This is a genomic window from Pseudoalteromonas nanhaiensis, from assembly GCF_051235485.1.
Taxonomy (GTDB): Bacteria; Pseudomonadota; Gammaproteobacteria; order Enterobacterales; family Alteromonadaceae; genus Pseudoalteromonas; species Pseudoalteromonas lipolytica_C.
Map to the genome: position 1 here is coordinate 1 of NZ_JBPNYQ010000016.1, position 24,557 is coordinate 24,557.

Genomic DNA, 24,557 nt, shown 5'->3' on the forward strand with positions numbered 1-24,557 from the left:
CGTTGGGTCATTTTCACACCTTTGTTGTTGGACTAATTATCCTTCACAAAAGTGTGCGGTGCCATTAAATCAGATCAAACAATCAAGTGAACGAAAGTACATTAAATAAATTTCGTACATGAACGTAATAAAATATAGTTATTCGTACACAACACGGATAGAAAATGAATGACAATTCTAACTATCAAGTGACTTAATTATTCCACACGCTTCAATGGTGTTTTCAGTTGTACACAAACTTGCCATTTGTTGAAGCTCAGCTTTTAGTGCTTTGAGTTCTCTCATTCGATTGTTAACTAAGGCCAATTGTTGAGCAATGAGCTTATTAACACTTGCACAGCTTTCTTCTGGCTTATTTTTCAGTTCCATAAGGCGTTTAACATCTGTTAGAGGGATATCCAAACTTCGGCAATGCTTTATAAACTCTAATTCTTTTAAAGCCCGTTCACCGTATAACCTGTAATTCCCTTCAGTACGTTCAGGAGTTGAAAGCAACCCTTCTTTCTCGTAATACCGAATTGTTTGTATCGAACACCCTGTCGTTTTTGAAAGTTCACCTATCTTCATAAAACTTTAGTCCTAAATCTTGACTCTATAGTCACTATAGACTTTATAGTTAAGTTATCAAGCAAATAACTAAGGCCGTGCAATGAGTGGTTGTGGTTGCGAAGTCGAACTAAAAGATGCGAAACAAAAACATGTGCTGTATTGGTTGCTAGGTATTAATGCGGTTATGTTCTGCATTGAGATTACTGTGGGCCTATATGCAAACTCAACGGCTTTGATAGCAGATTCAATGGATATGCTGGCTGACGCAATTGTCTATGGTATTGCTCTATATGCCGTGAGCCGATCTTTAAAGCATAAAGCCAATGCAGCCCTTATCAGCGGTTACTTTCAGCTGACACTCGGAATACTGGTAATCTTTGACATAGTAAGAAGACTCGGAGAAGGTGAGCCTCACTCTTGGTTCATGATCGGCTTTGGTTTTGTAGCATTAATAGCAAACGTCATTTGTTTAGTTTTAATCAGAATGCAAAGCAATGGTGAAGTCCATATGCGTGCAAGCTGGATATTTTCAGCCAACGATGTGATCGCAAACTTGGGGGTCATTGCTGCTGGTGTTTTAGTGATGCTACTTGATTCTCGCTGGCCTGACATTGTAATTGGTAGTGTGATTGCAACCCTAATTTTAAGAGGGGCTTACCTGATTATTACTGATGCGAAGAAAGAGCTGAGCAACGCAGAGTTAACAAGCGAAAACAATAGCTGTAGTGGAAGTAAATCAAAATCATGTTCTTAAAGGAGATGGATAATGAGTGCTAATTATTTAGAGAAAACACAAATATTAGACTTAGATGATCACAGCATCCAATCTCTAATAGCAGATCGGAATTGGAATACAATGGATGAATACAACACAATAGGAGCTGCTTACACCTTTGTTAAAGATGAGATTCAGTTTGGTTACAACCGCAGCGATGATATATCTGCGAGTGAAGTTTTAGCGGATGGCTATGGACAGTGCAATACCAAGGGAAACTTGTTAATGGCTCTATTCCGAGCGCTTGGTATTCAGTGCCGATTTCATGGTTTCACGATTGACCAACAGCTTCAGAAAGGCGCTATTCCTTCTTATGTATTTTGGCTTGCCCCAAAATCCATTATCCATAGCTGGGTAGAAGTGCTCTATGAAGGTAAGTGGATCAATTTAGAAGGCTTCATTCTCGACGAAGCTTACCTAAGTTCAATTCAATCCAAATTCAGTCAAGCTAAAGATAATTTTTGTGGTTATGGAATAGCTACTACCTGCATAAGTAACCCAGAGACGAACTGGGTTGGTAAAGATACTTATATTCAAAAAGAAGGCATACACGACGACTTTGGCTTTTATGACTCACCCGATGAATTCTATGCTGAGCAGGGAACCAATCTAACGGGTATTAAACGTTGGGCGTACCAAAACTTTATCCGTCATATCATTAATTGGAATGTACAAAGGCTTAGAAGAAAAAATGTAACCGCCGAGGCTCAACATGCATAACCACTCTCACGGTCATGATCACCCTCACAATGATGAGGACGCTTCGAGACGCATTGGCTGGGCTTTTTTTCTAAACCTCACGTTTACCATCATCGAATTTATCGGAGGTTGGTTAACCAATAGTACGGCAATCATGGCAGATGCTATCCATGATTTAGGAGATAGCATCTCCATAGGCACCGCATGGGGATTAAATAAGCTCAGTAACAAGCCTGCCTCTAGCCAGTTTTCATATGGTTACAAGCGCTTTTCATTGCTTGGCGCATTGATTAACGGTTTGGTATTAACTGTTGGTTCTGTTTTTATACTAATTGAGGCCATACCAAGATTAGCTAACCCCGAAATGCCTCAAGTCGAAGGAATGCTTTTATTAGCTATTTTTGGCATGGTGGTAAACGGTTACGCTGCCTATAAGCTAAGTCATGGAAAGACCTTAAATGAACGAGTTTTAAACTGGCACTTGCTTGAAGACGTTTTAGGTTGGATAGCTATATTTATTGTATCAATCGTATTGATGTTTGTTGAATGGCCCATACTCGATCCTATTTTATCAATTGGGTTTACCCTTTTTATTTTATTTAATGTTGTAAGAACACTGAAAACGACACTTATGCTCTTCTTGCAAGCGACACCAGATATTGATCTTATTGAAAATATTAAATCGAAAATAGTTTCTAAAGCCATTGTGGGTGAAGTACATCACTTACACATCTGGTCACTTGATGGTGAACACAACGTTTTAACCGCCCATATTGTTTTAAACACTGAAATATCTAACGAAGAGCTGAAATCGTACAAGCTAGAGTTGCGACAGGAGCTTAAAGAGTTTGATTTTGCTCATACAACAATTGAAATAGAGTTCATAGACGAGCAATGTCGTGACGCAAGCTAAACGATAGTGTTAACATTGGCATAACTAAGAGATAGTTGAAACGAAATGAATATTAAACAATTCCCTGCATACATCATGATAGTGCTGATATTACTTCAGTCATTTTCTGCTGTGGCAAAAGTTGCTGATGTTCATATTGTTGATTCCGAGCATATAAAAACCGAGCATGTTCATGCTTTAGATGACCACATTTCTTCTGAAAAATTAATACAATCATCAGCAGATAATGACCAACACAACCCCGCTGATTGTCATCATTGCGGACACTGCAATGGCTCGCATGTACAGTTTGCTACGCATGTTTACATCAGTAGAGACATTGATTTCAAATCAAGTCAGGTATTTGATTATTTAAAAGTAGTCATTGAAGCTCCCCCTTCCAGATTACTTCGACCTCCCAAAAGTTAGTCCTTTTATTTAATTGGCGCGTTAGGCGGTGAAGCCAACGCTCGTTTCATAAAATAAACAGGACAAAATATGAATATGTCTTATTTTAAGGCCCCCGTACTTGCTTGGAAGAAAGTAAAACGGTTGCTTCTGTTGTCGTTTTTAGTGACAACTAATAATGTATTTGCAAATGACTTAACTGTTGATTCAGTTTCATTGTCAGAGGCAATACAACGAACACTTGCAAACAACCCACAGCTAACAGCTTTTAAATACAAACAAAAGCGTTTAGACGGCGAGTTAGCTACCGCAGGGTTAAAACCTGAATATAACGTCAGCGCTGAATTGGAAAACTTTGCAGGTACAGGTGATGTATCTGGATTCAGCGACGCTGAACTTACCTTATCAATATCTTCCGTGGTGGAATTGGGAGATAAGGTAAATAGCAGAAAGCTTTATGTTAATGCCCAACAGCAAGCAATAGCTGTTGAAAAAAGAATACAAACACTCGATATTTTGGGTGAAGTAGCAGCTCGCTATATCGATGTTTTGACGTTACAGCAAATCATGCTCGTCAATGAAAATGCAGAAAAGCTAGCACGAGAAACCTATCAAACTGTCTCCAAAAAAGTTCGTGTTGGTTCGGCACCGTCATCAGAGCAAAAACGAGCTGATGCAGCTTTAGCAACAGCTCGACTAAAGACGCTAACCATTTCCAAGCAGTTAGAGGCCAGTGTTCGTAAGTTAGCTATTATGTGGGGAGAACAATCACCGCAATTCTCTCGTGTATCAGGCGATTTATTTGCACTTCCCAAAACAATATCACTCGAATACATCATGGCTCAACTTTCTCAAAGTCCTCATATATTAGCTTATGCAGAGCAATCGAGAATTCAGCAAGCTCAATTACAATCAATCAACGCACAAAGCCACGCTAATATAACGTGGAGCGCAGGTGTGAAAAGACTTGAAGGTAGCAATGAGACTGCGTTGGTTGCAGGAATTAGCGTCCCTCTGTTTACGAGTGATAGAAATAGAGGCAGCTATCAATCTCAAAAAGCAAAACTCGATGAAGTTGAGCAGCAACGGAAAGCCAGTGAGCGAGCAATTTACAGCCAATTAGCGACATTTTATGCGGCTCAGGAAGAGGCTCGCCTTACGGTTGAAACCTTACAAACCAGTATTATTCCGCCTCAAGAAAGTGCTTTGTCATTAGTGCAAAAAGCCTATTCGGACGGGCGCTTTAGTTATTTAGAGCTAGTTTCAGTTCAAAAAGAGCTTATTGAGATGCAATATGCGCTTATTTTTGCCGCAAGTGAGGTTCACAAACAAAGCGCCTCCATTGAGTCCTTATCAGGCATTCCATTAATTTCTTCCGGCAATACAGAAAGCCAACTTTCAAGCTTTATTGAGAATTAATCATGAAAAAGAAAAATATATTAAATTCACCAATCAGCCTTTTCAAATTAATGCTTGTTGCTGTAATTGGTTTCACCTCCATCACGACCTCAGCCAGTGAAGAACACAAAGATGAAATAGTCTCTATGTCTGTTGAGATGGCTAAACAAAACAGCATTGAAACAGTAGCAGCAACTAGCGGTGTTATTCATAACGAAGAAGTTGTATATGGAAAAATCGTTGCCGATCCTGCCTCACTTGCGCACGTTAACGCTAGATTCGATGGTGTTATTAAGGAAGTAAAAGTCAATCTCGGCGAAGAGGTCAAAAAAGGTGAAACGTTGGTAGTGATTGAATCCAATGAGAGCTTAAATCAATATTCGATAAAAGCACCAATGTCTGGGCGTATAGTCGCTAGGCAAGCCAATATTGGCGAGCTTACAAATGGTGAAAACTTGCTGACAATAGCCAATTTTGACGTGGTTTGGGCACAACTATCAGTGTTTCCTACTCAGCTAAGTAAGGTTAACGCTAACCAGCAGGTGCTAATTCATAGCACTGAATTTAATCAAAGTGCGCAAATTAGCTATTTAACACCATCACTAAACGACAAGCCATACTCATTGGCATTTGTAAAATTGGATAACAAAACCAACAAGTGGCCGCTTGGCACTGTAATTAAAGGTGCGGTTACGACCAGTCAACACTCTGCTCCAGTTGTTGTGCCAAAAGGAGCCATTCAAGAGTTTGAAGGCAAAGATGTTGTTTTTATTAAAGAAGGCAATGAATACCACCCTAGCGCCGTAAAAACTGGCGCTTCAGACGCTATCAATATTGCTATCATCGACGGTTTGAACGTCGGCGAAAGTGTGGTTGTAAAGAACAGTTATCTGCTAGTTGCTGATCTAAAAAAATCGGAGGCTGGACATGAACACTAATCTCCGACCTTTTTGTCCTCTACATATTGGCTTCAGTATTATCGAGGTGAAAATATGATCGCTTGGATACTAGAATTATCTATCCGTAGACGTGGTACTATGTTGCTTATGGCCTTGTTTATCATCGCTTTAGGAATATGGAACTATCAGAAGCTACCTATTGACGCTGTGCCAGATATAACCAATGTACAGGTACAAATAAACACGCAGGCTCAAGGTTATTCACCTTTGGAAACAGAGCAACGGATTACGTTTATCGTCGAAACGGGCTTGGCGGGTTTACCTAAGCTGGATTATACCCGTTCACTTTCTCGATATGGCCTGTCGCAAGTGACTGTTGTGTTTGAAGAAGGCACAGATTTGTATTTTGCCAGAAACCTAATCAATGAGCGACTTAGCGCAATTAAGGAGCAACTACCGTTTGGCATTGAACCAGAAATGGGACCAATTGCTACGGGCCTCGGTGAAATATACATGTACAGTATAACTGCCGACGAAAGTGCAAAGCAGAATAATGGCTTACCCTATGATGCGATGGCGTTAAGGGAGATCCATGACTGGGTAGTGAAACCACAACTTGCATTGGTTAAAGGGATTACGGAAATCAATGCAATTGGTGGCTATAAAAAGCAATACCATATCAATCCCGATCCGTTAAGGATGTTGCACTTCGGTATTACCAGTGAAGCACTATCAAATGCAATAATGCGAAATAATGCAAATCAAGGGGCTGGATTCATCGAAAGAAGCGGACAGCAAATTCTTGTTCGTTCACAAGCTCAGTTGCAATCTATTCAAGACATCCAAAACGTCATTATAAAAAGCGACGACGGCACACTTGTAAAAGTTAAAGATGTCGCCGAAGTTGCGATAGGAAAAGAGCTAAGGACAGGAGCTGCATCACTGGAAGGCAAGGAAAGTGTGATTGGCACCGCAATGATGCTGGTAGGAGAAAATTCACGCTCGGTGGCATTGGCTGTTGGTGACAAGCTTAGTGAAATCCAAAACAGTTTACCTCAAGGCGTGTCCATAGTTCCCTTATATGACAGGACAACTCTGGTTGATAAAGCAATTAGCACCGTACAGAAAAATCTTATTGAAGGTGCATTACTGGTTATCTTCGTATTGTTCCTATTACTGGGTAACATACGCGCCGCTTTGATTACCGCCGCAGTAATTCCTTTGGCAATGTTGGCAACAATCACGGGCATGGTTCAAAGCAAAGTCTCTGCGAATTTAATGAGTCTGGGAGCCTTAGATTTTGGATTGATTGTCGATGGCGCGGTAATAATCGTTGAGAACTGCATTAGGCGGTTAGCAGAAAGCCAAAAACGAAATAGTTCTGTCATTTCCCTGAAAGAACGCCTAGACATTGTTTATTCTGCTACCAATGAGGTTATACGACCTAGTGTTTTTGGCGTATTGATCATAACGATTGTCTATTTACCTTTGTTTACCTTATCGGGTGTCGAGGGCAAAATGTTTCATCCGATGGCCGCAACGGTGATAATCGCTCTATTGTCTGCAATGGTATTTACCTTCACGCTAGTCCCCGCTGCGGTTGCTTTATTCTTGAAAGGCAAAATCAGCGAAAAAGAAAGTCCAGTAATTGTCGGCGCTAAGTCAGTTTATAGTCCTGTTTTGAAGTGGGCTTTAAAACTACGTTGGCTAGTTGTTTGCGGCGCTGCTTTACTTGTGACATTTAGCATATTACTTGGTAGTAAATTAGGATCTGAATTTGTTCCTCAACTTAATGAAGGTGACATTGCACTGCACGCGATGCGTATTCCGGGCACGGGTATTGACCAAGCTGTAGAAATGCAGAAGGTACTTGAACAACAAATTATGAAATATGATGAAGTTGTTACGGTGTTTTCAAAAACGGGCACAGCAGAAGTTGCGACAGACGCGATGCCGCCAAATGTGACTGATACTTTTCTGATATTAAAGCCGAGAGAGCAATGGCCCGACCCTAATTTAACGAAAGAGGATTTTGTTGAAAGGCTGGAAAAAGATCTCAGCTCTATTCCCGGCAATAATTATGAGTTTACTCAACCAATTCAGATGCGATTTAACGAATTAATTAGCGGAGTAAGAGCTGATTTAGGGATTAAGCTCTACGGTGATGATCTATCCCAACTTGTCATTTCTGCACAAGAAGTTTTGGCTACACTCAATACAATTTCAGGTGTTGCTGATGCGCGGCTCGAACAAGTTGATGACGTGCCTATCTTTACCGTTAACCCCAAGCCTGAAGCATTAGCGCTATACGGGTTGGATGCAAGCGACTTACAGTCTTGGTTAAAAACAGTCGTGTCAGGTGAAGGCGCAGGGTTAATATTCGAAGGTGATCGTCGATTTGAAATTGTAGTTAGATATCCTGAGCTGTTGAGAGCCAACCTTGATCAGCTAGGTAATTTGCCAATCGCGACAGAAAGTGGTGAGTTTGTACCTGTAAGCGAAGTTGCAGAGTTAAATTATACGACAGTTCCAAGTCAAATAAGCCGAGAAAATGGTAAGCGACGAATTGTAATTACAGCAAATGTTAGAAACCGAGATCTAGGCTCATTCGTACAAGAGGCACAGCAAAAAATTCAACAAAATGTTGAATTGCCTGCTGGTTATTGGCTTGAGTACGGCGGAACATTTGAGCAACTTGAGAGTGCAACGCAAAGATTATCCATCGTAGTACCTGCCACATTGTTTGTAATTTTGACACTGCTTGTCATAGCATTTAGTTCAATAAAAGATGCCCTGATCATATTTAGTGGTGTGCCTTTAGCACTTACAGGCGGCGTATTGGCTTTGTGGTTAAGAGACATGCCTCTTTCAATTTCTGCTGCTGTTGGATTTATCGCTCTTTCAGGGATAGCTGTATTAAATGGACTGGTGATGCTGTCATTCATTAAACAGCGATTACTTGAAACAGGAGAGCTAATAAACTCAATTATCGAAGGTGCAACTATCAGGCTTCGCCCTGTATTAATGACCGCTTTGGTTGCTAGCTTAGGTTTCATTCCTATGGCATTAAACGTCGGAACTGGGGCTGAAGTTCAGAGGCCATTAGCAACGGTGGTAATTGGAGGGATTATTTCCTCTACTTTACTTACTTTAGTTGTTTTGCCTGTTCTATATAGAATTGTTTACAGTAAATACAAATCTTAACTTTAATTTAGAGGCTTCTCGTAATGTTTTCGAGAAGCCTTTTGTTAAGTTACTTTTGCTCGTTCAGGTGTGTAAAAAGACCTATTTAAAACTAAATTACTTTTAAGACGCCGCGATACATTTGTATCTGACAATGAAACTCATGCTCTCCCTGTGACAAGTTTAATAAGGTAATTTGAGTAATTTCATTTAACTTAAGCTGTTCGCTTATATCCAATGAAGGAATAAGCATTATTTCAGCGCAGGGGGATTGCTCTTTATGACCGTTATGAACGCACGTCATTATTGCTAATTGCGCAGATTATGAATGAAACTGGTAAACGGATTATCATTTTTTGTACTGACAGAACCATTAATAATCTTTGAACAATCGCCCCGTTTGTGAGTACTTTCAATGTCCTCAAGAATAGACTTTAATGATCGGCCTAGCCGATCAAGGCGAGTAACTATTACCTCATCACCCTACCTGATGAAATCGATTAGCTTCTTTAACTTTTTTCATTTCTAACCGAAGTACCAGACACATTGCCTTATAATATTTTTTTACAACCATAATAGCCCAACTGAACAGTTGAGCATTCAAATCTTGTTCTCTAGTAGATACTCTTGCAAAACCACTTTCATGTGTAGGAAACTTTTAGCTTTCGGACATGAACGAGATAAAAGATCAATATTCGTTCATTTAAAAAGTGAAATAAATGACAACTCTAACTATCAAGATTAATTCTTCCACATGCTTTAACTGTGTCTTCACTTGTACACGAGCTTACATTTGTTGAAGCTCAGCTTGTAGTACTTTGAGTTCCCACATTAGATTGTTAACTAAAGCCAATTCCGCCTGTGTCTATCACAAGTTCAAAACTCAAACTCTAAATATAAGCTGATTTGATCTCCTTCAAAGAAGATTTTTTGCCCATAAACTCTTACACCGAAATGTGTAGATTAGTACTGATTCACAATAATTGCGCTGAAATTGAGTCAATCGTATTACAAATACTCTTATTGATACTGGCTCATTACTTGCAATTTTTCGAGAACATGACCACATGTAGAGAATAATAGGCTAACAGTGGGAAATATTTACACTATCAATGTAAGGATTACTTATGAAATACTCAAGATTTGCTGCAATGATCATCACCTCAACCATTGCTATGTTTGTCATGATGTATCTCAACACTTACGCAGTATCACATATATGGTTTAGTGAAACGCGTATCTATATGGCGTTGTATATGGGAGCAGGTATGGCAATGATCATGCTGGCCTTTATGCTTGGCATGTACAGTAACAAGAAGCTCAACATGGCTATTTTTCTATTGGCGACAATACTGTTCGCCATATGTCTTTATCTTGTTCGCTCTCAAAGCACAATTTCTGACACTGCCTACATGAAAGCGATGATTCCTCATCACTCCATTGCTATTCTTACTAGTGAGCATTCAACTTTGGAGGATGTACGCGTGCGTGAATTGGCAAATGGTATTATTAAAGCCCAACGAAAAGAAATAAAAGAAATGGAATGGCTGATTAAGGATATTTCTGAAAATGGAAAGGTCAGCTCACAAGCTCAGGCTGAGCAACGACCGCTCCCAAAGTTTGAAGGCACACTGAACAAAGGAGACTAAGATGACTAAGACAGCTACCCTGTACAGAATGGTCACTGACGAACATATCTGCCCCTATGGTTTAAGGTCGAAAGATTTGCTGGAGAGGCAAGGGTATGATGTAGAAGATCATAAGCTCACGTCAAGACAACAAGCTGATGACTTCAAAGATAAGCATGATGTCAAAACTACGCCACAAACCTTTATTGAAGGAAAGCGTGTCGGAGGATACGATGACTTAAGAGAGTATTTTGGTAAAGATGAAGCAGGTCAAACTGGCACAACCTACACGCCAGTTGTAGCCATTTTCTCGATAGCTGCACTTCTTGCTGTCGCATCTCAACATTTTGCTTCCGGCTCATTTATCTCCATCAGAACACTGATGCTATTTATAGCTTTTTCAATGACGCTCTTAGCGGTGCAAAAACTGAAAGACCTATACAGTTTCACAAATTCGTTTATTACTTATGATTTACTAGCGATGAGATGGATAAGATATGGTTATATTTATCCCTTCATTGAAGCATATGCAGGTATTGGTATGGTTGCCCAACTACAGCCTCTCGCAGTGGCACCATTTTCATTGTTTATCGGCACAGTTGGAGCAATTTCAGTTTTCAAAGCCGTTTACATAGACAAACGCCAGTTAAAGTGTGCCTGTGTAGGCGGCGATAGTAGTGTGCCACTTGGATTTGTATCGCTATCTGAAAACTTATTTATGATCGCGGGAGCATTGATTATGCTGCTGATGTAAAGGTATAGCTCTATTCGGCGGCTCCTTAACTGTTAAGATTAGACCTAGGATGCCAGCCCACACCTTTCTAATCCATATGTAACATTTTTTCTGTCGTACTGGCATCAAGATAACCAGAACTGAGCAAACAATCTCAAAGGTTGTACAAAATAACACTAAAGCTTTTTCATTAAGTTTTATTGTTATGCTCTTGTGGTGGCTTTCGCCACCACTTTATTAGTTTTCAAGTTCCACCATATCTTTCGCTGCAATGTCACCAGACACTAGCTTTACAGTTGCGAAATGATCATTCACAATTTTAGTAATTTGTACCGTTCCTACCTTTTCGATAGTGTAGGGATCGTCACCTTCACTCAATACTATTCTTTCATGGAATCTAATAACACTGTATTTTTGCCCAACCTCTGCGCCATGCTTAGCACCAATACAGATTAGAGTTCGATTATCAGAACTTTCTACTACCTGACCTCTCATCATGTATTTATGATAAAAAGTGGTATTAGAACAACCCACTAAATATAAACCGAATGTAAGCAATAAAAGAGCTTTTATATAGGGTGTTTTCATCACTGTTACCTCATTTGACTAACTAATTATCTATACACTTTTTTATGAATTCATTTGTTTTTCCGGCCAGCCCCCGAAGGTGCTTGATGACAACTCCAAGGCTTATGAACAGAGTTATCTTTGATGTTCTGATCAACAAATTTATAGTAACTTTCTTTAGTATGTGTCCACCAATCATCATGAACATCTGCGCCATACTTACGGATTACCTCCTCAATCCCATCAAGGCTTACGTTTGCGGCATCATAGGCAAGGTGTATTTCACCTTCTTTGATGTTGTAACTAACTTCATCTATACCAAAAAGCTGATCTATTTCTTTTACTAACTCGTCACAGCTTTCTTCTGTGACATTGCTAAGCTTTAGATTTCGAACAACTAAATTCTGCTCTCTAACGCCAACTCTATGATCTAAATCGCTCATAATTTTTCTCCTAATGTTTGTGTGAATGCTGTTGATTGCTATCTTTAATTTCTTCCATTTTCCGGTTCATCTGCGGCATCATGTTTTCCATCATTTCCAGATGATGTTCAGCCATTGCAATTTGTTTATGTATAGGTTTGTCTTCCATATCTCGATGCATGATCTGCATAATTTTCATCATTGAACGTCTATGTTTATGCATCATTCTTTTTTGCTTTTCAGGATCTTGTTCAGATTTAATTGCTAAAACTTCTTTTTTCATTTCCATCATCTTTTTATGCATTTTTTCCATATTTTCATGCGACATTGCCATGCCTTGATGCATATCAGAATTATTCGCACCTTCATGTTTATGCTCATTGTTTTGAGCAAATAAACTTGTGGCCGCCAATAGTGAGCTGACAAATAAAATTGATTTACCTAACGTTTTCATGATTTTTACCTTCTATGTTTTTATTAAAATTTGGAATCCAACTTGGTGTCGATTCCATATATCTGTGGTACTCCGAACCAAACTCGGCAATCGCTTGTGCTTCTTCGCGTTTCGCTAGCTTGACGTAAACAACGACTAAGATTGGAAACATCGCAAGTGTTGGGATGGTCGGCCACTGCAATAAAAAGCCGAACATGATTAGAATGAATGCTACATACTGTGGATGACGACACCTTGCATACCATCCTGTGGTCGCTAATTGATGATTTTTTTGCGCGTGATGTAATACATTCCATGCTGAAGACAACATAAAGAAGCCAGCAACAATAAATACCATACTCGCTATATGAAATGGGTCCCAATGGGCATCACCTTCAAAACCAAAGAAAGTATGCAATAAGTGCCCATTTTCATGCGCAAAGAAGTTAACTTCTGGATAGGTCTCCGTCAGCCATCCCGATAGAAAATAGATAGTTAAAGGAAAGCCATACATTTCAGTAAATAGGGCAACAATAAAGGCGGAGAACGCTCCAAGGCTTCGCCAATCAGTAGATGTTTTTGGTTTGACAAAACTAAAGGCAAAAAAGATAAAAATTGCTGAGTTCAGTATCACCATTGACCATAAGCCATAATCATATGTCTCATTCATCACTGTTCTCCTTTTTATGTGATTCCTTACGTCCTTCTTCTAAACCTTGTATGTAGCCGTCACGATAGGCAGCATTTTTATCCGTGAGTTCTTGAAAGCTCTCTTCCTTTTTCTCATCAGGCGCATGTGAATGATCGTGGCCATGTTTGCCATGACTGCCATGCATAAATACGTGCATCAACGGGCATAGCAATAAAATCAAATAAGGAAGAAATTGCAGTACATGCTGTCCATGTTCAAAGATTAAAAAATAGGTGGCTGCCGCAATAAGCACCAATGCAGCCCAACCCGTGGGTGTTGACCAAAATTTAGGGTGCTCATTTTTCATATTGGCCTCCTATTGACCTTAAATCTTCCGCTGAAGCTTCAGACTTAGAATTTATCCAGAAGAGATTATCCACAGGGGAGATACTAACTAGTCCTTCTCCTTCAACGTTGGTATACGCTGCATCAAGCAAAACTTTAGCAACATGTTCTGCATCATCAAAAGCAACATAAATTGTCATAACTATATGTGCTGATAAGTGATTTCTGTTGTAAGTATCAGCATATGCACCTCTGCCCGTTGCTTTATGAATGGTAAAGCCTTTATAGCCATGTGAAAGTAGTGCCTCTTCTACTCGTGTTAACACCATTTCATCGAAAATGGCGGTCACTTTTTTCATGTTCATAAACCCTCCTAAACAACCTTTAAGACACCGCGATACATTTGCATCTGACAATGAAACTCATGCTCTCCCGGTGATAAGTTCAATAAAGTAATTTGAGTAATTTCATTTAATTTAAGCTGCTCGCTTACCTCCAATGATGGAATAAGCATTGTTTCAGCGCAGGGTGATTGATCTTTGCGCATAAACTTCAGAGTGACAGGTTGACTAGCAGACACTTGGATTGAGGATGGTGAATACACGCCATCCCTCACTTCAATGAGTACTTCATTACCTTGAACAATTGTTTTATTGGGTTTGAATAGCCAAAACCACCAAACAATCAGTGCGATTAACACTAAGCCTAATAAGTTAATTAACATCATCGTGTTTCTCCTTAATTCTCTTTTGCTTTAAACAAGCGAAGTCGATTTGCATTTGACACTACAGTCAATGACGAAAACGCCATTGCAGCACCTGCAATTACAGGGCTAAGCAGAATGCCAAAGAAGGGATATAGAATCCCCGCAGCAAAAGGAATCCCAGCTACGTTATAGACAAACGCGCCAAACAAGTTTTGTTTTATATTTCGTAAAGTAGCTTTGCTTACCGCTATGGCATCAGCTAGGCCATGAAGTGAACCACGCATTAGGGTAATGTCAGCACTTTCGATAGCTACATCAGTCCCTGTGCCTATTGCGAAGCCAACATCGGCTAACGCTAGCGCAGGAGCATCGTTGATGCCATCTCCTGTCATACCAACAATTTCGCCGCCTTCTTGTAGCTCTTTCACCTTGTTGGCTTTATCTTCTGGCAGCACTTCAGCAAGAAACTCACTAATACCCGCTTTTTTGGCAACAGCAGCAGCGGTTTCCTTGTTATCACCCGTTAACATGATGACGCGTATACCATTAGCCTGAAGTCGTTTGATAGCAGAGATTGAGTCTGACTTAATAGGATCTGCAACAGCAATGATTGCTGCAAGTTCACCATCTACAGCAAAGTACATAGGTGTTTTGGCTTCTTTGGCTAAAGACTGCGCTTGTTCAACAAAGCCTGTGAGGTCTATGCCTTTTAACTTCATTAGTTTATCGTTTCCGAAAAGCAGGGCATTATTGTTGCAGTTTGCTTCTACACCAAAACCCGTAATGGCGTTAAACGCTTCAATTTTTAGTAACTCAATATCCTTATCTAACGCACTTTCAACAATCGCTTGCGCTAAAGGGTGCTCTGAGCCGCTCTCTAAACTTGCAGCAAGCTGTAGTACGTCTTTTTCGTCCGTAGCTTTTGCTAAAACAATATCGGTTACCTTAGGTGCCCCTTCAGTAATAGTGCCCGTTTTATCTAAAATCATGGCAGTGATTTTAGAGGCGGTTTGCAGTGCTTCACCGTTTCGAATAAGCACGCCTGCTTCTGCGGCCTTTCCTACTCCGACCATGACAGACATGGGCGTTGCCAAGCCCAAAGCACATGGGCAGGCAATAATGAGTACAGTAGTTGCTGATACGATGGCAAAAGCAATTGCTGGCTCAGGTCCAAAGTTAAGCCATGCTAGCGCACTTAACACAGAGATGATCATGACAACAGGAACGAAAAAAGCTGAAATAACATCAGCCAAGCGGCCAATCGGCGGTTTAGAATTTTGTGCTCGTTTCACCATATTGATGATTTGCGCAAGCGCCGTGTCTTTTCCAACACGTGTGGCTTTAAACATAATCATGCCTGATTTGTTCAAAGTACCAGCGACAACCTCATCTTCTTCGGCTTTTTCAACAGGCATAGGCTCGCCTGTCAGCATGGACTCATCAATAGAGGTGTGCCCTTCCAATACCACACCATCGACGGGAATTTTTTCGCCCGGTTTTACCTTTACAATATCGTTAAGTAAAACCTGCTCAATACCAATCTGAACTTCTTTGCTATCACGAACTACGGTTGCCGTTTTGGCCTGCAAGCCGATAAGACGCTTAATGGCCTCAGAGGTTTTACCTCTGGCTTTTATTTCTAATGCCAGACCTAAATCAATTAAGCCAATGATCATGGCGGTAGCTTCAAAATAAACATGCCGTGCCATTAATGGAACGGCGTCAGGTGCAAACACGACAACCATCGAATACACCCAAGCTGTACCTGTTCCTAAAGCTATTAAAGTGTCCATATTAGCGGAGTGGTTTTTAAAGCTTTTCCAAGCGCCAACATAAAAATGCTTACCTGAAAAATACATAACACCAAAAGTTAAAATGCCTACAACCAGCCAAGACATGCGTTCAAGGTTTGTTTCAACCGTCATTTCTCCAACCACAATGCTGTAGATCATCAAAGGAACACCGAGTGAAAGGGCAATAAACGTATCGCGCATTAGTTTTTTATAATATGCCCAATCAGCCGCTTCTTTCTCGTCAAGCGCATCTGCTGCCGAGCTATCATCAATTGGCTTCGCGTTATACCCCACAGACTCAACAGCTTTGATCAATTCTTCTGTCTTAGCTGTCCCAGAAACTGTTACAGTCCTATCAGCAAAATTCATTTCCGCACTGACTACACCAAGAGTTGCCTTTAACGCCCCTTCAATTTTGCCTACACAGCTAGCACACCCAGCTCCTTCAATGATGAGCTGTTGGTTATGTGATACTTTCTCCAACGTATTCTCCTTACTTTTACACGAAGAGGATTGAGCTTTTGCCTGACAGCAACAGCCTGATTCGGTTTCTATATTTGTATTAGTAGTCACCATTTTTCCTCCTATGCCTTTTTAATTTGCTCAAAGTTTTCGATGAGATGACAAACCATGTTTGCAGTCGGCGCTTTGTCTTCCATTTCTTCCCATTGAGAAAGAGCTGAAGACATTTTTCCTCGAAGTGCCAACATTGCTTGAAACTGTTTTTCTGTTTCTTCAAGCCTCTCTTTGATCAGGCTTCTGACTAATGGGCACGCACTTTTACCATCTTCAGATTCATTAAGAATTTGCTTGATATCAGCAACGGAAAAACCAAGGTTTCTGGCACTTAAAATGAATTTAAGTCTCGATACCTCTTTATTCGAGTATGACTTGTAGCCGTTCACTGACTTAGCAGGTTTTAACAGTCCCAATCGAGTGTAATAGCGCACCGTATCAGCAGTCGTTCCAAGGCTTTTTGCCAACTCTGTTACTTTCATATTTACTCCTTAGTTTTTCACCTAAGTTTGTACTCTCATCTACAGCTTAGACCTGTGTCTAAGACACAGGTCAAGCGCTTCCTTATGATTTAATGTACTCAGCTATTGCTTTTATCTGTTGCTCGTTTAGCGGCATTTTAGGCATAGGCGAAGATGAGTTATTAAACTGAGGGTTTTGGAGCTTCTTAATAAAGAAGCCGATCCCTTTGTTTTTAATCGTTTCATCTAACGCTGGGCCAACAGTGCCACCATCACCTTTCAATGAATGGCAGCCTTGGCAACCAAATTGAGTAAACAATTGCTTTCCATCAGGCGCAATCATCTTTTCTGGCGCTACTTTTTTTGCTAAAGGTACGCTTTGGCTAGTTAGTTCCAAAAATTCAAGAACAGCTTGCGTTTCTTTACCTGTTAAATGCGCCTTTTCTCGCATATGCGGCATAATGACTTTCCATTCGGGAATAGAAAATTCATGAACAGCGCGAGCGTTATGGCATCTTGCACAATTGTTATTGATCACTTCCGCACCGGAAATCTTCTCTTCTGCATGAGAGCTAAAAGCAGACAAAAGAGATAAGCTGACAACCAGTAATATTTGAATAATTGATTTCATCTAAGTATCTCCCCTTAAAAGCCATAGCTGTATTGGATAGCGAAGCGCTTGTCGTCTTCCCCATCGTGAACGGTGGTATCTTCGTATGTCGCCTTAATGACAGCTCGACTGTCTAACCAGTAATTAATGCCATAAGCCCAACGCTCTGCTTCGTTAATTTTATTGGTCTCAGCATATTCAACGACGAAATCTGTTCCTTGTAATACATTGAACATTTTTCCTGCCATAAAAGTTGCTTGGAGATACCAGCCATTGCGATCAAATGTGATCACTTTGTTTTCTTCATGTTCATCTTCTTCGAAGGCATCAGTTTCTGTTTTGATGTATTCCCCTCTGACGATGTAATGGTTACCAATCCAGTTGATATCAAAGCCAGTTGCTGTAAACCCTAGCTCTTCATCATCATCATATTTTGCCGTGTAATAGGAAGCGCCAACCTCAATGCCCGGAAGAAAGGCATACGCAATACGCCCCCCAAATGCTTTGTCAGAGTTGTTATCCGCACTCGTTGCTTCAAACGCGAGTTCAGGAAGTTCCAAAGCGTGATCATCAACTTCTTCATGCTCGTCTTCCTCTTCAGCATGTTCATCGATAACCTCCTCTTCGTGTTCATCCTGCACAGGCTCTTCATCATGGGCATCTTCTTCATCTTCATGAGGAGCCTCGGCAGCAAGCCCATTTGTCATGTATACATCAAAGAAAATTTTCTGATTTTTACCCAAAGGAATTATGTGTTGAATGCCAATACCAATATCACTCATCACGGGTAACAAACCTTGCATAGGTTGATAACCACCATGACCACCTAACCCGCCATAAATACCGGGAGAGAACGCTGAGCGATTAATCCAGCTAGGATGTAGATTCGGCCCATACTGGCCAAATGGGAGTAGAAATTTACCTGCGGTAAAAGTAGTTGTATCTGAAAGGAAATAATGAATATCAGCGTATTCAAGCTCGACTTCAGTTTCCCCATTTTCATCGACTGAGATTTCAGTTTCAGCTTCTATATGCATTTTGTCATTGAGACTAAACAAGAAAATAGGTACAAATCGCGCACTGAATGCACTTGTATCCATCAATTTGCTGTCTTCGTATTTTACGTCTCCATACCCCGCTAACGCGAAGCGACTATTATTTTGTTGTTCATTCGCTAAGAGATGTCCACTCGCAACAGCGGTAGCTATTGCAAATGGCAATAATTTGAGCATGTTCATCGTGCCTCCCAAAAATATTGTGCTAATTGTTCAAAACAGTTGGTTATTTAAACCAATGAATAAATCGTTCTATTTTTGATGGGAGTGGCGAAAAAAAGACGCACTGATCCCGTGATTAGCCAATAATTGGTGGACGATAAAGTAAGAGATGGATACCAGATTTTGGTAGAGGTGTACGCTGTAGAAATAGCTCAGAGTAAATATTGCAAATACCTTCCTCTTGCGCTTGCACAAGATAGGCATTTAAATGAAAGCTTGAACAAAATCCCCCCTCACAACAAACACAATCACTAGCTTTGCATTTTTCACATACTTCATCACCATGACGGTGTTTAGAGTCTTGCGAGTTTACAGTGTGATAGTGACTATTGTCATTCATTGATTGATGGTGAATATTTTTGCTTCGTTGCATAATATGAGTGTCGGAAGATCCATTTTGATGTTCTTCACAATTCATTGGCTTAGCTGTAACAAAACTATGCTGCGTAAGCAACACAGTTATTATCACTATTTTAAACCACCTGAAAAGTCCAAACATTATCATTCCTTCTTTAGCACCTACAATATTAGCCACTTTGTAAAAATAATTTTATGATCTTGATCAAACTTTGAACTAAAACCTAAACTTTTTACTTTTTACTTTTTACTTTTTACTTTTTACTTTTTACTTTTTTAAACAGCTTAAACTTAACAAGTATAAAAGGGGTGTCTAATTTATACTCATGAGATTGAAGCCAAGCATGAGCACCATTAAAAAAATAAAAACCCTACGCTCATAACTAGGTATTGAGAAAGGGATCATTTTTCGAATTGTTCAGCTTTAAGCGCAGTACTTTGCAACAATCGGTTCTATCCCGAGCACACCCAATTCCCGTTCATCAAAAGTGATAAAATAGCCTATTGTACGTCTTTCAATGGCGATGTTTTTTGGCTTGACTCTTTAACCTTAAACATTCGCCAACTTTACTTCTTAGCTGATATTCCACCTTGATAGGTATACACCAGACTGGCACCGACTGAAAACAAGAAGTAGCTTACTATTACTGCTCTTAGTTCTTTCCAAAAAAACTATTAGCTAGGCCTTTCCTAACATAACTAAAATGGTTTAAATCCCAAAAAACGAAAGCTACCATCAATATAGTTGCGGTAGCTCTCATCAAGTCAATATAGTATTTCTTCACATCAGAGCCAGAACTTGATACCTGCAACAAAAGCAGTATCACGCGTACTTTGCCCATTTAACTTCGCAAAGTCGGCTGTATTACCAAATTTATTTGTCCACTCAACGCCAACATAGGGAGCAAACTGGCGGGTAAACTCATAACGAACCCGAAAACCAATAGCACTGCTAGATAAGCCACTACCAAGGTTATTTTGGACGTCATCCTTACCGTAAAGCGTCAACTCTGCTCGTGGTTGAACAATTAACTTTTGAGTAAGTAATAGCTCATACTCAGCTTCGATCGAAAATGCACTATTACCTTGCTCTCCTAAATACGCAGTCATATCAATTTCAAACCAGTAGGGGGCTAGACCTTGTAAACCAAAAGCTAGCCATTTGCGGTTTTCACCTTCGTTATTGTAATCAAGTCGAATACCGACTTGTGTATCCCAATAAGCAGATATTGCGTGGCCCCATAGAAAATCTGTTTGGTTCTCCTCTAAATTACCTTCGCTAAAATCTCCCTCAGTTTTGATGACTAATCTATCAAAAGTAGTGCCATACCATGCCTGAAAGTCAAAAACACCTGCGTTTGTTTGCTCATTATATTCAAGACGATCCCCTAGTAGCGCGTAAAATGAATGCTCATCTGCCAAAGTCAGTCGTTTGTCGCTATTGAGTGCATAAGGACCTTCAGTCAATGTTGTACCTGCGGCATAAGCATGAGGGTCTCTAGCATCTTTAGGTGCATCTCCACCTTGTGCTTGCATTTTAGAATCACCCATCTCAGTCATCTCATCTTTTGCAGATACAGATACACTTATAAGGGGCAAACCTATTAATAATAGTTTTAACGTATTGGTTAGTATTAATTTTCTCATGATACAACTACCTCTCTAAACATACCTGCATCCATGTGGAATAATAAATGGCAATGCCATGCCCAGCGACCTACGTCATGAGGTGTTGTTAAAAAACTAATTCTTTGCGCTGGTTGTACAGGGATAGTATGGCGACGAACCTGTACATCACCTTTTTCATTCTCCAAATCGCTCCACATACCATGCAGGTGCATTGGATGTGTCATCATTGTATCGTTTTGTAAAATAACTCTTAAACGTTGATTATGCTTCATGTGAACTGGCGTGCTTTTTCCAAATTCCAAGCCATCAAATGACCAGCTATAACGCTCCATGTTTCCAGTTAAATGTAATTCAATTTCAGCCTCTGGCTCTTGCTGGTTTGTAATTCCCTCAAGAGAATGTAAATCTGCAAGTGTTAAAACACGGCGTCCATTTTTACGTAAACCTATACCGGGATCATCAAGGTTTGTTCTAGGCATATCAACACGCATATCAACAGAAGCTCCATACTCTGTTTTTGCATGACGCACTTTAGTGCTAGCAACAGCTAATGGGTTTTTAGTCATTCCATGTTTACTATGCTCCATTGCCATCGCTCCATGACCCATTGCCATCGCTCCATGACCCATTGCACTATGATCCATTTTATTAGAATTCATGCCCGACATACCTGCCGTATCAGCCATTGTAGAATGCACACTATCATGGGTCATATTGCCCATCATATCTGTCATCGTTAACCACTCAACGGGGTCTAAAGAAGGTACTGGTGCATCAACGTTAGGTGCCATTGATAAAGTACCTTTAGCATAACCTGAGCGATCCATGCTTTGTGCAAAAATCGTATATGCGTCATTTTTTGGCTCGACAAGTACATCATAAGTTTCACCGGGACCAAATCTAAATTCATCTACTGTCACAGGTTCAACATTTTGTCCATCAGCTTGTACAACTGTTAACTTCAGCTCAGGTATTCTTACATCAAAAAACGTATTGCTAGAACCGTTAATAAATCTAAGCCTAACCTTTTCGCCAGCTTTAAACATTCCACGCCAATTTGTCAAAGGCGCACAACCATTCATTAAAAAAGTCATTGCAGATGCTGATAAGTCTGCAAGATCTGTAGGGTTCATTCTCATTTTATTCCACATTTCCCGGCGTTGTAGCGCATTTGAAACGCTGCTATTTGAAATGTCATCAAAAAACTCTGGAACAGTAGGTTGATTAAAGTTAAATACATCGCTCTGTACTTTTAACTTGCGAAACAAATCCATTGGGTCATCATCAGTCCAATCAGACAATTGGATGACATGCTCATTGTCAGCACTAATAATATCCTTTTCTCTTGGCTCAATAATTAATGCGCCGTACATACCTGTCATTTCTTGAAAACCACTGTGTGAGTGATACCAATATGTGCCGCTTTGTTGCAGCTTAAATTTATAAACAAAGGTTTCACCCGGCATTATACCTTTAAAGCTAATACCCGGTACGCCATCCATTTGATACGGAAGAATGATCCCATGCCAATGAATTGAACTCGGCACTGATAATTTATTCGTTACCCTGATAGTAACGTCATCACCTTCTCTGAGGCGCAAGGTAGGAGCTGGTATTGAGCCATTGATTGTTGTAGCCATTCTTACAACACCTGTGAAGTTTACTGGTGACTCATCTATCACCAGATCTATGACTTCCCCACTTAGTTCGGGCGCAGTACCTGTTGAAGTTCCAGCAAGCAAAGATGAAGCTGCATGAAGAACACTTGGAAAAGCAGCTAATACACCGCCAGCAGCTAATCCTTGTACAAAGCGTCTACGTGGCGTAGAAACTTGATGTAATGGATTGTTATTTCTCATTTTACTCTCCGTTGTTTGAACAATAAATTAATGTGACCAATGAATGTGCTTAATCTTCCATTCACCATTTTGTTTTTCCAGCACCATCGTTTCCATGCCTTGATAATCGCGTTCAACACCTTTATGAGTACCTGTAGTTTGACTGCGCGACGCAGAGATAGCGGTATTTCCAAGTATCGTCACTTGATGTTCAAGTGTGTCGCTCTTCATCGCTGCTAAATACTTCATATCCGACAACATATGATGATGAGCATATTCATCAGCGCTCCTTTCAACGCGGCCTCCCTCGAAAATGGTGACATCATCCGCTAACTGTGCTCTAGCCTGTTTTTGATTGCCAGTTTCAAGTGCTTGATGAAATGCCAAAACAACTTTTGCGGCTGGGGTATCTATACCTTTAAACAAACCTTTGTCTTTGTTCTTATCACCATGAGCGTTTGCTGCGAAACTAAACGTCATTAATAAAACGAGTAATATATTTATTGTTTTCATTTTCATTTTCATTCTCTCTTTTAGGTTTTAATTTGCAGGGCCAACAACACTAGTAAGCCCAGCCGTTACAGATAAAATGGCAAAAGCTACTACCATTTCTATCGAGATAGATTTAGATAAAGCCTCTCTGCCTTGACTATTTTTAAGTTGTGGAACGAGTATTAGTTTATGTTTAGCAGCAAGTGCCAAAATAGACACTACAAGGGCCAATTTAAACAACAGTGTTTGTCCGTAACTTGAGCTTATTAGTGCATCAAGACTTCCGACCAATTGAATCACGAGCCAGAGGCCTGCTACCAACAATAGGCTCAATGTAAAACTTGCTTGTTTGCCAAAGCTTTCCATCAGCAAATGAAGTTCTGCATAACTTAGCTGATGGCAAGCCTGTTTTAGTGGCAATAACGCCCCAAACCACCATGCCATAACGAGCACATGCAAAATAAGCAAGCCTTTTTCAATTGTGCCTAACTCAGAAATATGACCCAGTAACGTGAATGAGTATGCAAGGATTAATAAACTCAACATTAAAGCGCTTTGTTTTAAGTACGAGTTCACAGCGAGTTTGAACCTTAAAGCTAAAGCGATTATTGCGGTAACTAGCCCAAGCGCTCGAAGCAAAGCTCCAGTGCCGACAGAGGAGTCCCACATAATAGCCAATATATCAGCGTCTATCGCCCCCTGAATTCCCTCTTCTGCCATTGCACCAGTACTGGCAAAGAACCAAGTAATATTAGCGATCAAAGCCATAACTATATAAGTTCTTGTCCACGTTAAATTCGCTATTACAGCATTACTATGAGATTCATTATGCTCAAAAATTTGTCTGAAAAATGTATAGCCGGCAATACAGGCAAAGCCGACGTAAAATACAATTTTTGACAGTACAATGACTGTATTCCAGATATACATTTCCATATCAATCACACCGCCTATTTTAGTGAACCATAAAGCCGAAGCTATGTTTCATTTTATGACCATCGTTACCTAAGAAGGTTACATCCACAGTATAGTTTGCAGGAGCTAATTTAGGTAGTTTCCATGTAAATTTGCTAGTAGCGACTTTAGAAGGCTCGAATCCAAATTTAAATTCTTCGCCTTGTTTATTGGCCAATGAAACTTTTACAACCCGTACCTCTTTGGTGAACACCAAAGTTAACTCTTCTGGAGGATTCATTAGCATTGCATTATCAGCAGGCACACTTTTTTCAAGATGCACATGCGCAAATACCGCACTACTAAAAACGACACTGATTACGGTTAAAAATTTAATTAGTTTTTTCATATTTACCTCTATT

29 protein-coding genes are annotated in these 24,557 nt (G+C 40.1%); 9 read left to right on the forward strand and 20 right to left on the reverse strand.

Features of this window, described 5'->3' with window-relative positions; genetic code table 11:
• Positions 1–177 precede the first annotated feature (177 nt).
• On the reverse strand, positions 178–567 hold the full coding sequence (cadR, locus tag ACSFVZ_RS13850) for a Cd(II)/Pb(II)-responsive transcriptional regulator (protein WP_016708229.1): 390 nt from the start codon (positions 565–567) through the stop codon (positions 178–180).
• A gap of 82 nt (positions 568–649) precedes the next feature.
• Between cadR and ACSFVZ_RS13855 the strand changes: the two genes are divergently transcribed.
• The 7 genes from ACSFVZ_RS13855 (at position 650) to ACSFVZ_RS13885 (ending at position 8,824) form a co-directional block, all read left to right on the forward strand.
• Entirely contained in the window at positions 650–1,303 is a 654-nt protein-coding gene (locus ACSFVZ_RS13855; RefSeq protein WP_435559092.1) for a cation efflux transmembrane domain-containing protein, read from the forward strand.
• A 12-nt stretch (positions 1,304–1,315) separates the two neighbouring features.
• Complete coding sequence (locus ACSFVZ_RS13860; protein WP_016708231.1) at positions 1,316–2,044, forward strand: transglutaminase-like domain-containing protein; 729 nt, start codon at positions 1,316–1,318, stop codon at positions 2,042–2,044.
• Positions 2,037–2,936, forward strand: coding sequence for a cation diffusion facilitator family transporter (locus ACSFVZ_RS13865; RefSeq protein WP_016708232.1), 900 nt, complete (start codon positions 2,037–2,039; stop codon positions 2,934–2,936). Before ACSFVZ_RS13860 ends, ACSFVZ_RS13865 begins: the two co-directional genes overlap by 8 nt.
• 45 nt (positions 2,937–2,981) lie before the next feature.
• Positions 2,982–3,344 (forward strand): hypothetical protein, encoded by a 363-nt coding sequence (locus tag ACSFVZ_RS13870; protein ID WP_016708233.1) that lies wholly within the window; start codon positions 2,982–2,984, stop codon positions 3,342–3,344.
• A gap of 69 nt (positions 3,345–3,413) precedes the next feature.
• Positions 3,414–4,742: a TolC family protein gene (locus ACSFVZ_RS13875; RefSeq protein WP_029216105.1), complete on the forward strand. Its 1,329-nt coding sequence runs from the start codon at positions 3,414–3,416 to the stop codon at positions 4,740–4,742.
• A 2-nt stretch (positions 4,743–4,744) separates the two neighbouring features.
• Positions 4,745–5,659, forward strand: a complete 915-nt coding sequence (locus ACSFVZ_RS13880) for an efflux RND transporter periplasmic adaptor subunit (RefSeq protein WP_016708235.1) — start codon at positions 4,745–4,747, stop codon at positions 5,657–5,659.
• 54 nt (positions 5,660–5,713) lie between these two features.
• On the forward strand, positions 5,714–8,824 hold the full coding sequence (locus tag ACSFVZ_RS13885) for an efflux RND transporter permease subunit (RefSeq protein WP_016708236.1): 3,111 nt from the start codon (positions 5,714–5,716) through the stop codon (positions 8,822–8,824).
• 91 nt (positions 8,825–8,915) lie between these two features.
• Here ACSFVZ_RS13885 and ACSFVZ_RS13890 read toward each other — a convergent pair whose 3' ends face one another.
• Complete coding sequence (locus tag ACSFVZ_RS13890; RefSeq protein ID WP_227006812.1) at positions 8,916–9,107, reverse strand: cupredoxin domain-containing protein; 192 nt, start codon at positions 9,105–9,107, stop codon at positions 8,916–8,918.
• A gap of 5 nt (positions 9,108–9,112) precedes the next feature.
• The gene (locus ACSFVZ_RS13895) at positions 9,113–9,274 is read right to left on the reverse strand and encodes a recombinase family protein (protein ID WP_353956868.1); all 162 of its coding nucleotides are present in this window, start codon (positions 9,272–9,274) and stop codon (positions 9,113–9,115) included.
• Positions 9,275–9,930: 656 nt separating this feature from the next.
• Here ACSFVZ_RS13895 and ACSFVZ_RS13900 point away from each other — a divergent pair.
• Positions 9,931–10,452 (forward strand): DUF305 domain-containing protein, encoded by a 522-nt coding sequence (locus ACSFVZ_RS13900; protein WP_008109672.1) that lies wholly within the window; start codon positions 9,931–9,933, stop codon positions 10,450–10,452.
• A 1-nt stretch (position 10,453) separates the two neighbouring features.
• Positions 10,454–11,185 (forward strand): MauE/DoxX family redox-associated membrane protein, encoded by a 732-nt coding sequence (locus ACSFVZ_RS13905; protein WP_016708238.1) that lies wholly within the window; start codon positions 10,454–10,456, stop codon positions 11,183–11,185.
• A 216-nt stretch (positions 11,186–11,401) separates the two neighbouring features.
• On the opposite strand, the gene ACSFVZ_RS13910 is transcribed toward ACSFVZ_RS13905, so the two are convergent.
• The 17 genes from ACSFVZ_RS13910 to ACSFVZ_RS13990 form a co-directional block, all read right to left on the reverse strand.
• Complete coding sequence (locus ACSFVZ_RS13910; RefSeq protein WP_062566151.1) at positions 11,402–11,752, reverse strand: hypothetical protein; 351 nt, start codon at positions 11,750–11,752, stop codon at positions 11,402–11,404.
• A 50-nt stretch (positions 11,753–11,802) separates the two neighbouring features.
• Positions 11,803–12,174 carry a hypothetical protein gene (locus tag ACSFVZ_RS13915; protein WP_019677951.1) on the reverse strand — a complete coding sequence of 124 codons (372 nt, stop codon included), beginning with the start codon at positions 12,172–12,174 and terminating at the stop codon, positions 11,803–11,805.
• Between the two features lie 10 nt (positions 12,175–12,184).
• The gene (locus tag ACSFVZ_RS13920; protein ID WP_130244331.1) at positions 12,185–12,607 is read right to left on the reverse strand and encodes a hypothetical protein; all 423 of its coding nucleotides are present in this window, start codon (positions 12,605–12,607) and stop codon (positions 12,185–12,187) included.
• Positions 12,591–13,256, reverse strand: a complete 666-nt coding sequence (locus ACSFVZ_RS13925; RefSeq protein ID WP_130244332.1) for a methyltransferase family protein — start codon at positions 13,254–13,256, stop codon at positions 12,591–12,593. The genes ACSFVZ_RS13920 and ACSFVZ_RS13925 overlap by 17 nt, the downstream gene beginning before the upstream one ends.
• A complete protein-coding gene (locus ACSFVZ_RS13930; RefSeq protein WP_063529849.1) occupies positions 13,249–13,584 on the reverse strand; it encodes a DUF2933 domain-containing protein in 336 nt (111 codons plus the stop codon). The genes ACSFVZ_RS13925 and ACSFVZ_RS13930 overlap by 8 nt, the downstream gene beginning before the upstream one ends.
• The gene (locus ACSFVZ_RS13935) at positions 13,574–13,921 is read right to left on the reverse strand and encodes a P-II family nitrogen regulator (RefSeq protein WP_435559093.1); all 348 of its coding nucleotides are present in this window, start codon (positions 13,919–13,921) and stop codon (positions 13,574–13,576) included. Before ACSFVZ_RS13935 ends, ACSFVZ_RS13930 begins: the two co-directional genes overlap by 11 nt.
• 14 nt (positions 13,922–13,935) lie before the next feature.
• On the reverse strand, positions 13,936–14,289 hold the full coding sequence (locus ACSFVZ_RS13940) for a cupredoxin domain-containing protein (protein WP_239977758.1): 354 nt from the start codon (positions 14,287–14,289) through the stop codon (positions 13,936–13,938).
• Positions 14,290–14,300: 11 nt separating this feature from the next.
• The gene (locus ACSFVZ_RS13945) at positions 14,301–16,544 is read right to left on the reverse strand and encodes a heavy metal translocating P-type ATPase (RefSeq protein WP_332393811.1); all 2,244 of its coding nucleotides are present in this window, start codon (positions 16,542–16,544) and stop codon (positions 14,301–14,303) included.
• A gap of 101 nt (positions 16,545–16,645) precedes the next feature.
• Entirely contained in the window at positions 16,646–17,059 is a 414-nt protein-coding gene (locus ACSFVZ_RS13950) for a MerR family transcriptional regulator (RefSeq protein WP_138522053.1), read from the reverse strand.
• An 82-nt stretch (positions 17,060–17,141) separates the two neighbouring features.
• Positions 17,142–17,669, reverse strand: a complete 528-nt coding sequence (locus ACSFVZ_RS13955; RefSeq protein WP_239977760.1) for a c-type cytochrome — start codon at positions 17,667–17,669, stop codon at positions 17,142–17,144.
• 14 nt (positions 17,670–17,683) lie between these two features.
• Entirely contained in the window at positions 17,684–18,886 is a 1,203-nt protein-coding gene (locus ACSFVZ_RS13960; RefSeq protein ID WP_435559095.1) for a porin, read from the reverse strand.
• Positions 18,887–19,001: 115 nt separating this feature from the next.
• On the reverse strand, positions 19,002–19,424 hold the full coding sequence (locus ACSFVZ_RS13965; RefSeq protein WP_435559096.1) for a hypothetical protein: 423 nt from the start codon (positions 19,422–19,424) through the stop codon (positions 19,002–19,004).
• Between the two features lie 644 nt (positions 19,425–20,068).
• A complete protein-coding gene (locus tag ACSFVZ_RS13970; protein WP_016708246.1) occupies positions 20,069–20,929 on the reverse strand; it encodes a copper resistance protein B in 861 nt (286 codons plus the stop codon).
• Positions 20,926–22,770 (reverse strand): copper resistance system multicopper oxidase, encoded by a 1,845-nt coding sequence (locus ACSFVZ_RS13975; protein WP_435559098.1) that lies wholly within the window; start codon positions 22,768–22,770, stop codon positions 20,926–20,928. Before ACSFVZ_RS13975 ends, ACSFVZ_RS13970 begins: the two co-directional genes overlap by 4 nt.
• 27 nt (positions 22,771–22,797) lie before the next feature.
• Positions 22,798–23,268, reverse strand: a complete 471-nt coding sequence (locus tag ACSFVZ_RS13980; protein WP_008467847.1) for a YybH family protein — start codon at positions 23,266–23,268, stop codon at positions 22,798–22,800.
• Between the two features lie 21 nt (positions 23,269–23,289).
• Positions 23,290–24,177, reverse strand: coding sequence for a CopD family protein (locus tag ACSFVZ_RS13985; protein WP_045979603.1), 888 nt, complete (start codon positions 24,175–24,177; stop codon positions 23,290–23,292).
• A gap of 19 nt (positions 24,178–24,196) precedes the next feature.
• A complete protein-coding gene (locus ACSFVZ_RS13990) occupies positions 24,197–24,544 on the reverse strand; it encodes a copper resistance CopC family protein (RefSeq protein WP_008132134.1) in 348 nt (115 codons plus the stop codon).
• Positions 24,545–24,557 lie beyond the last annotated feature (13 nt).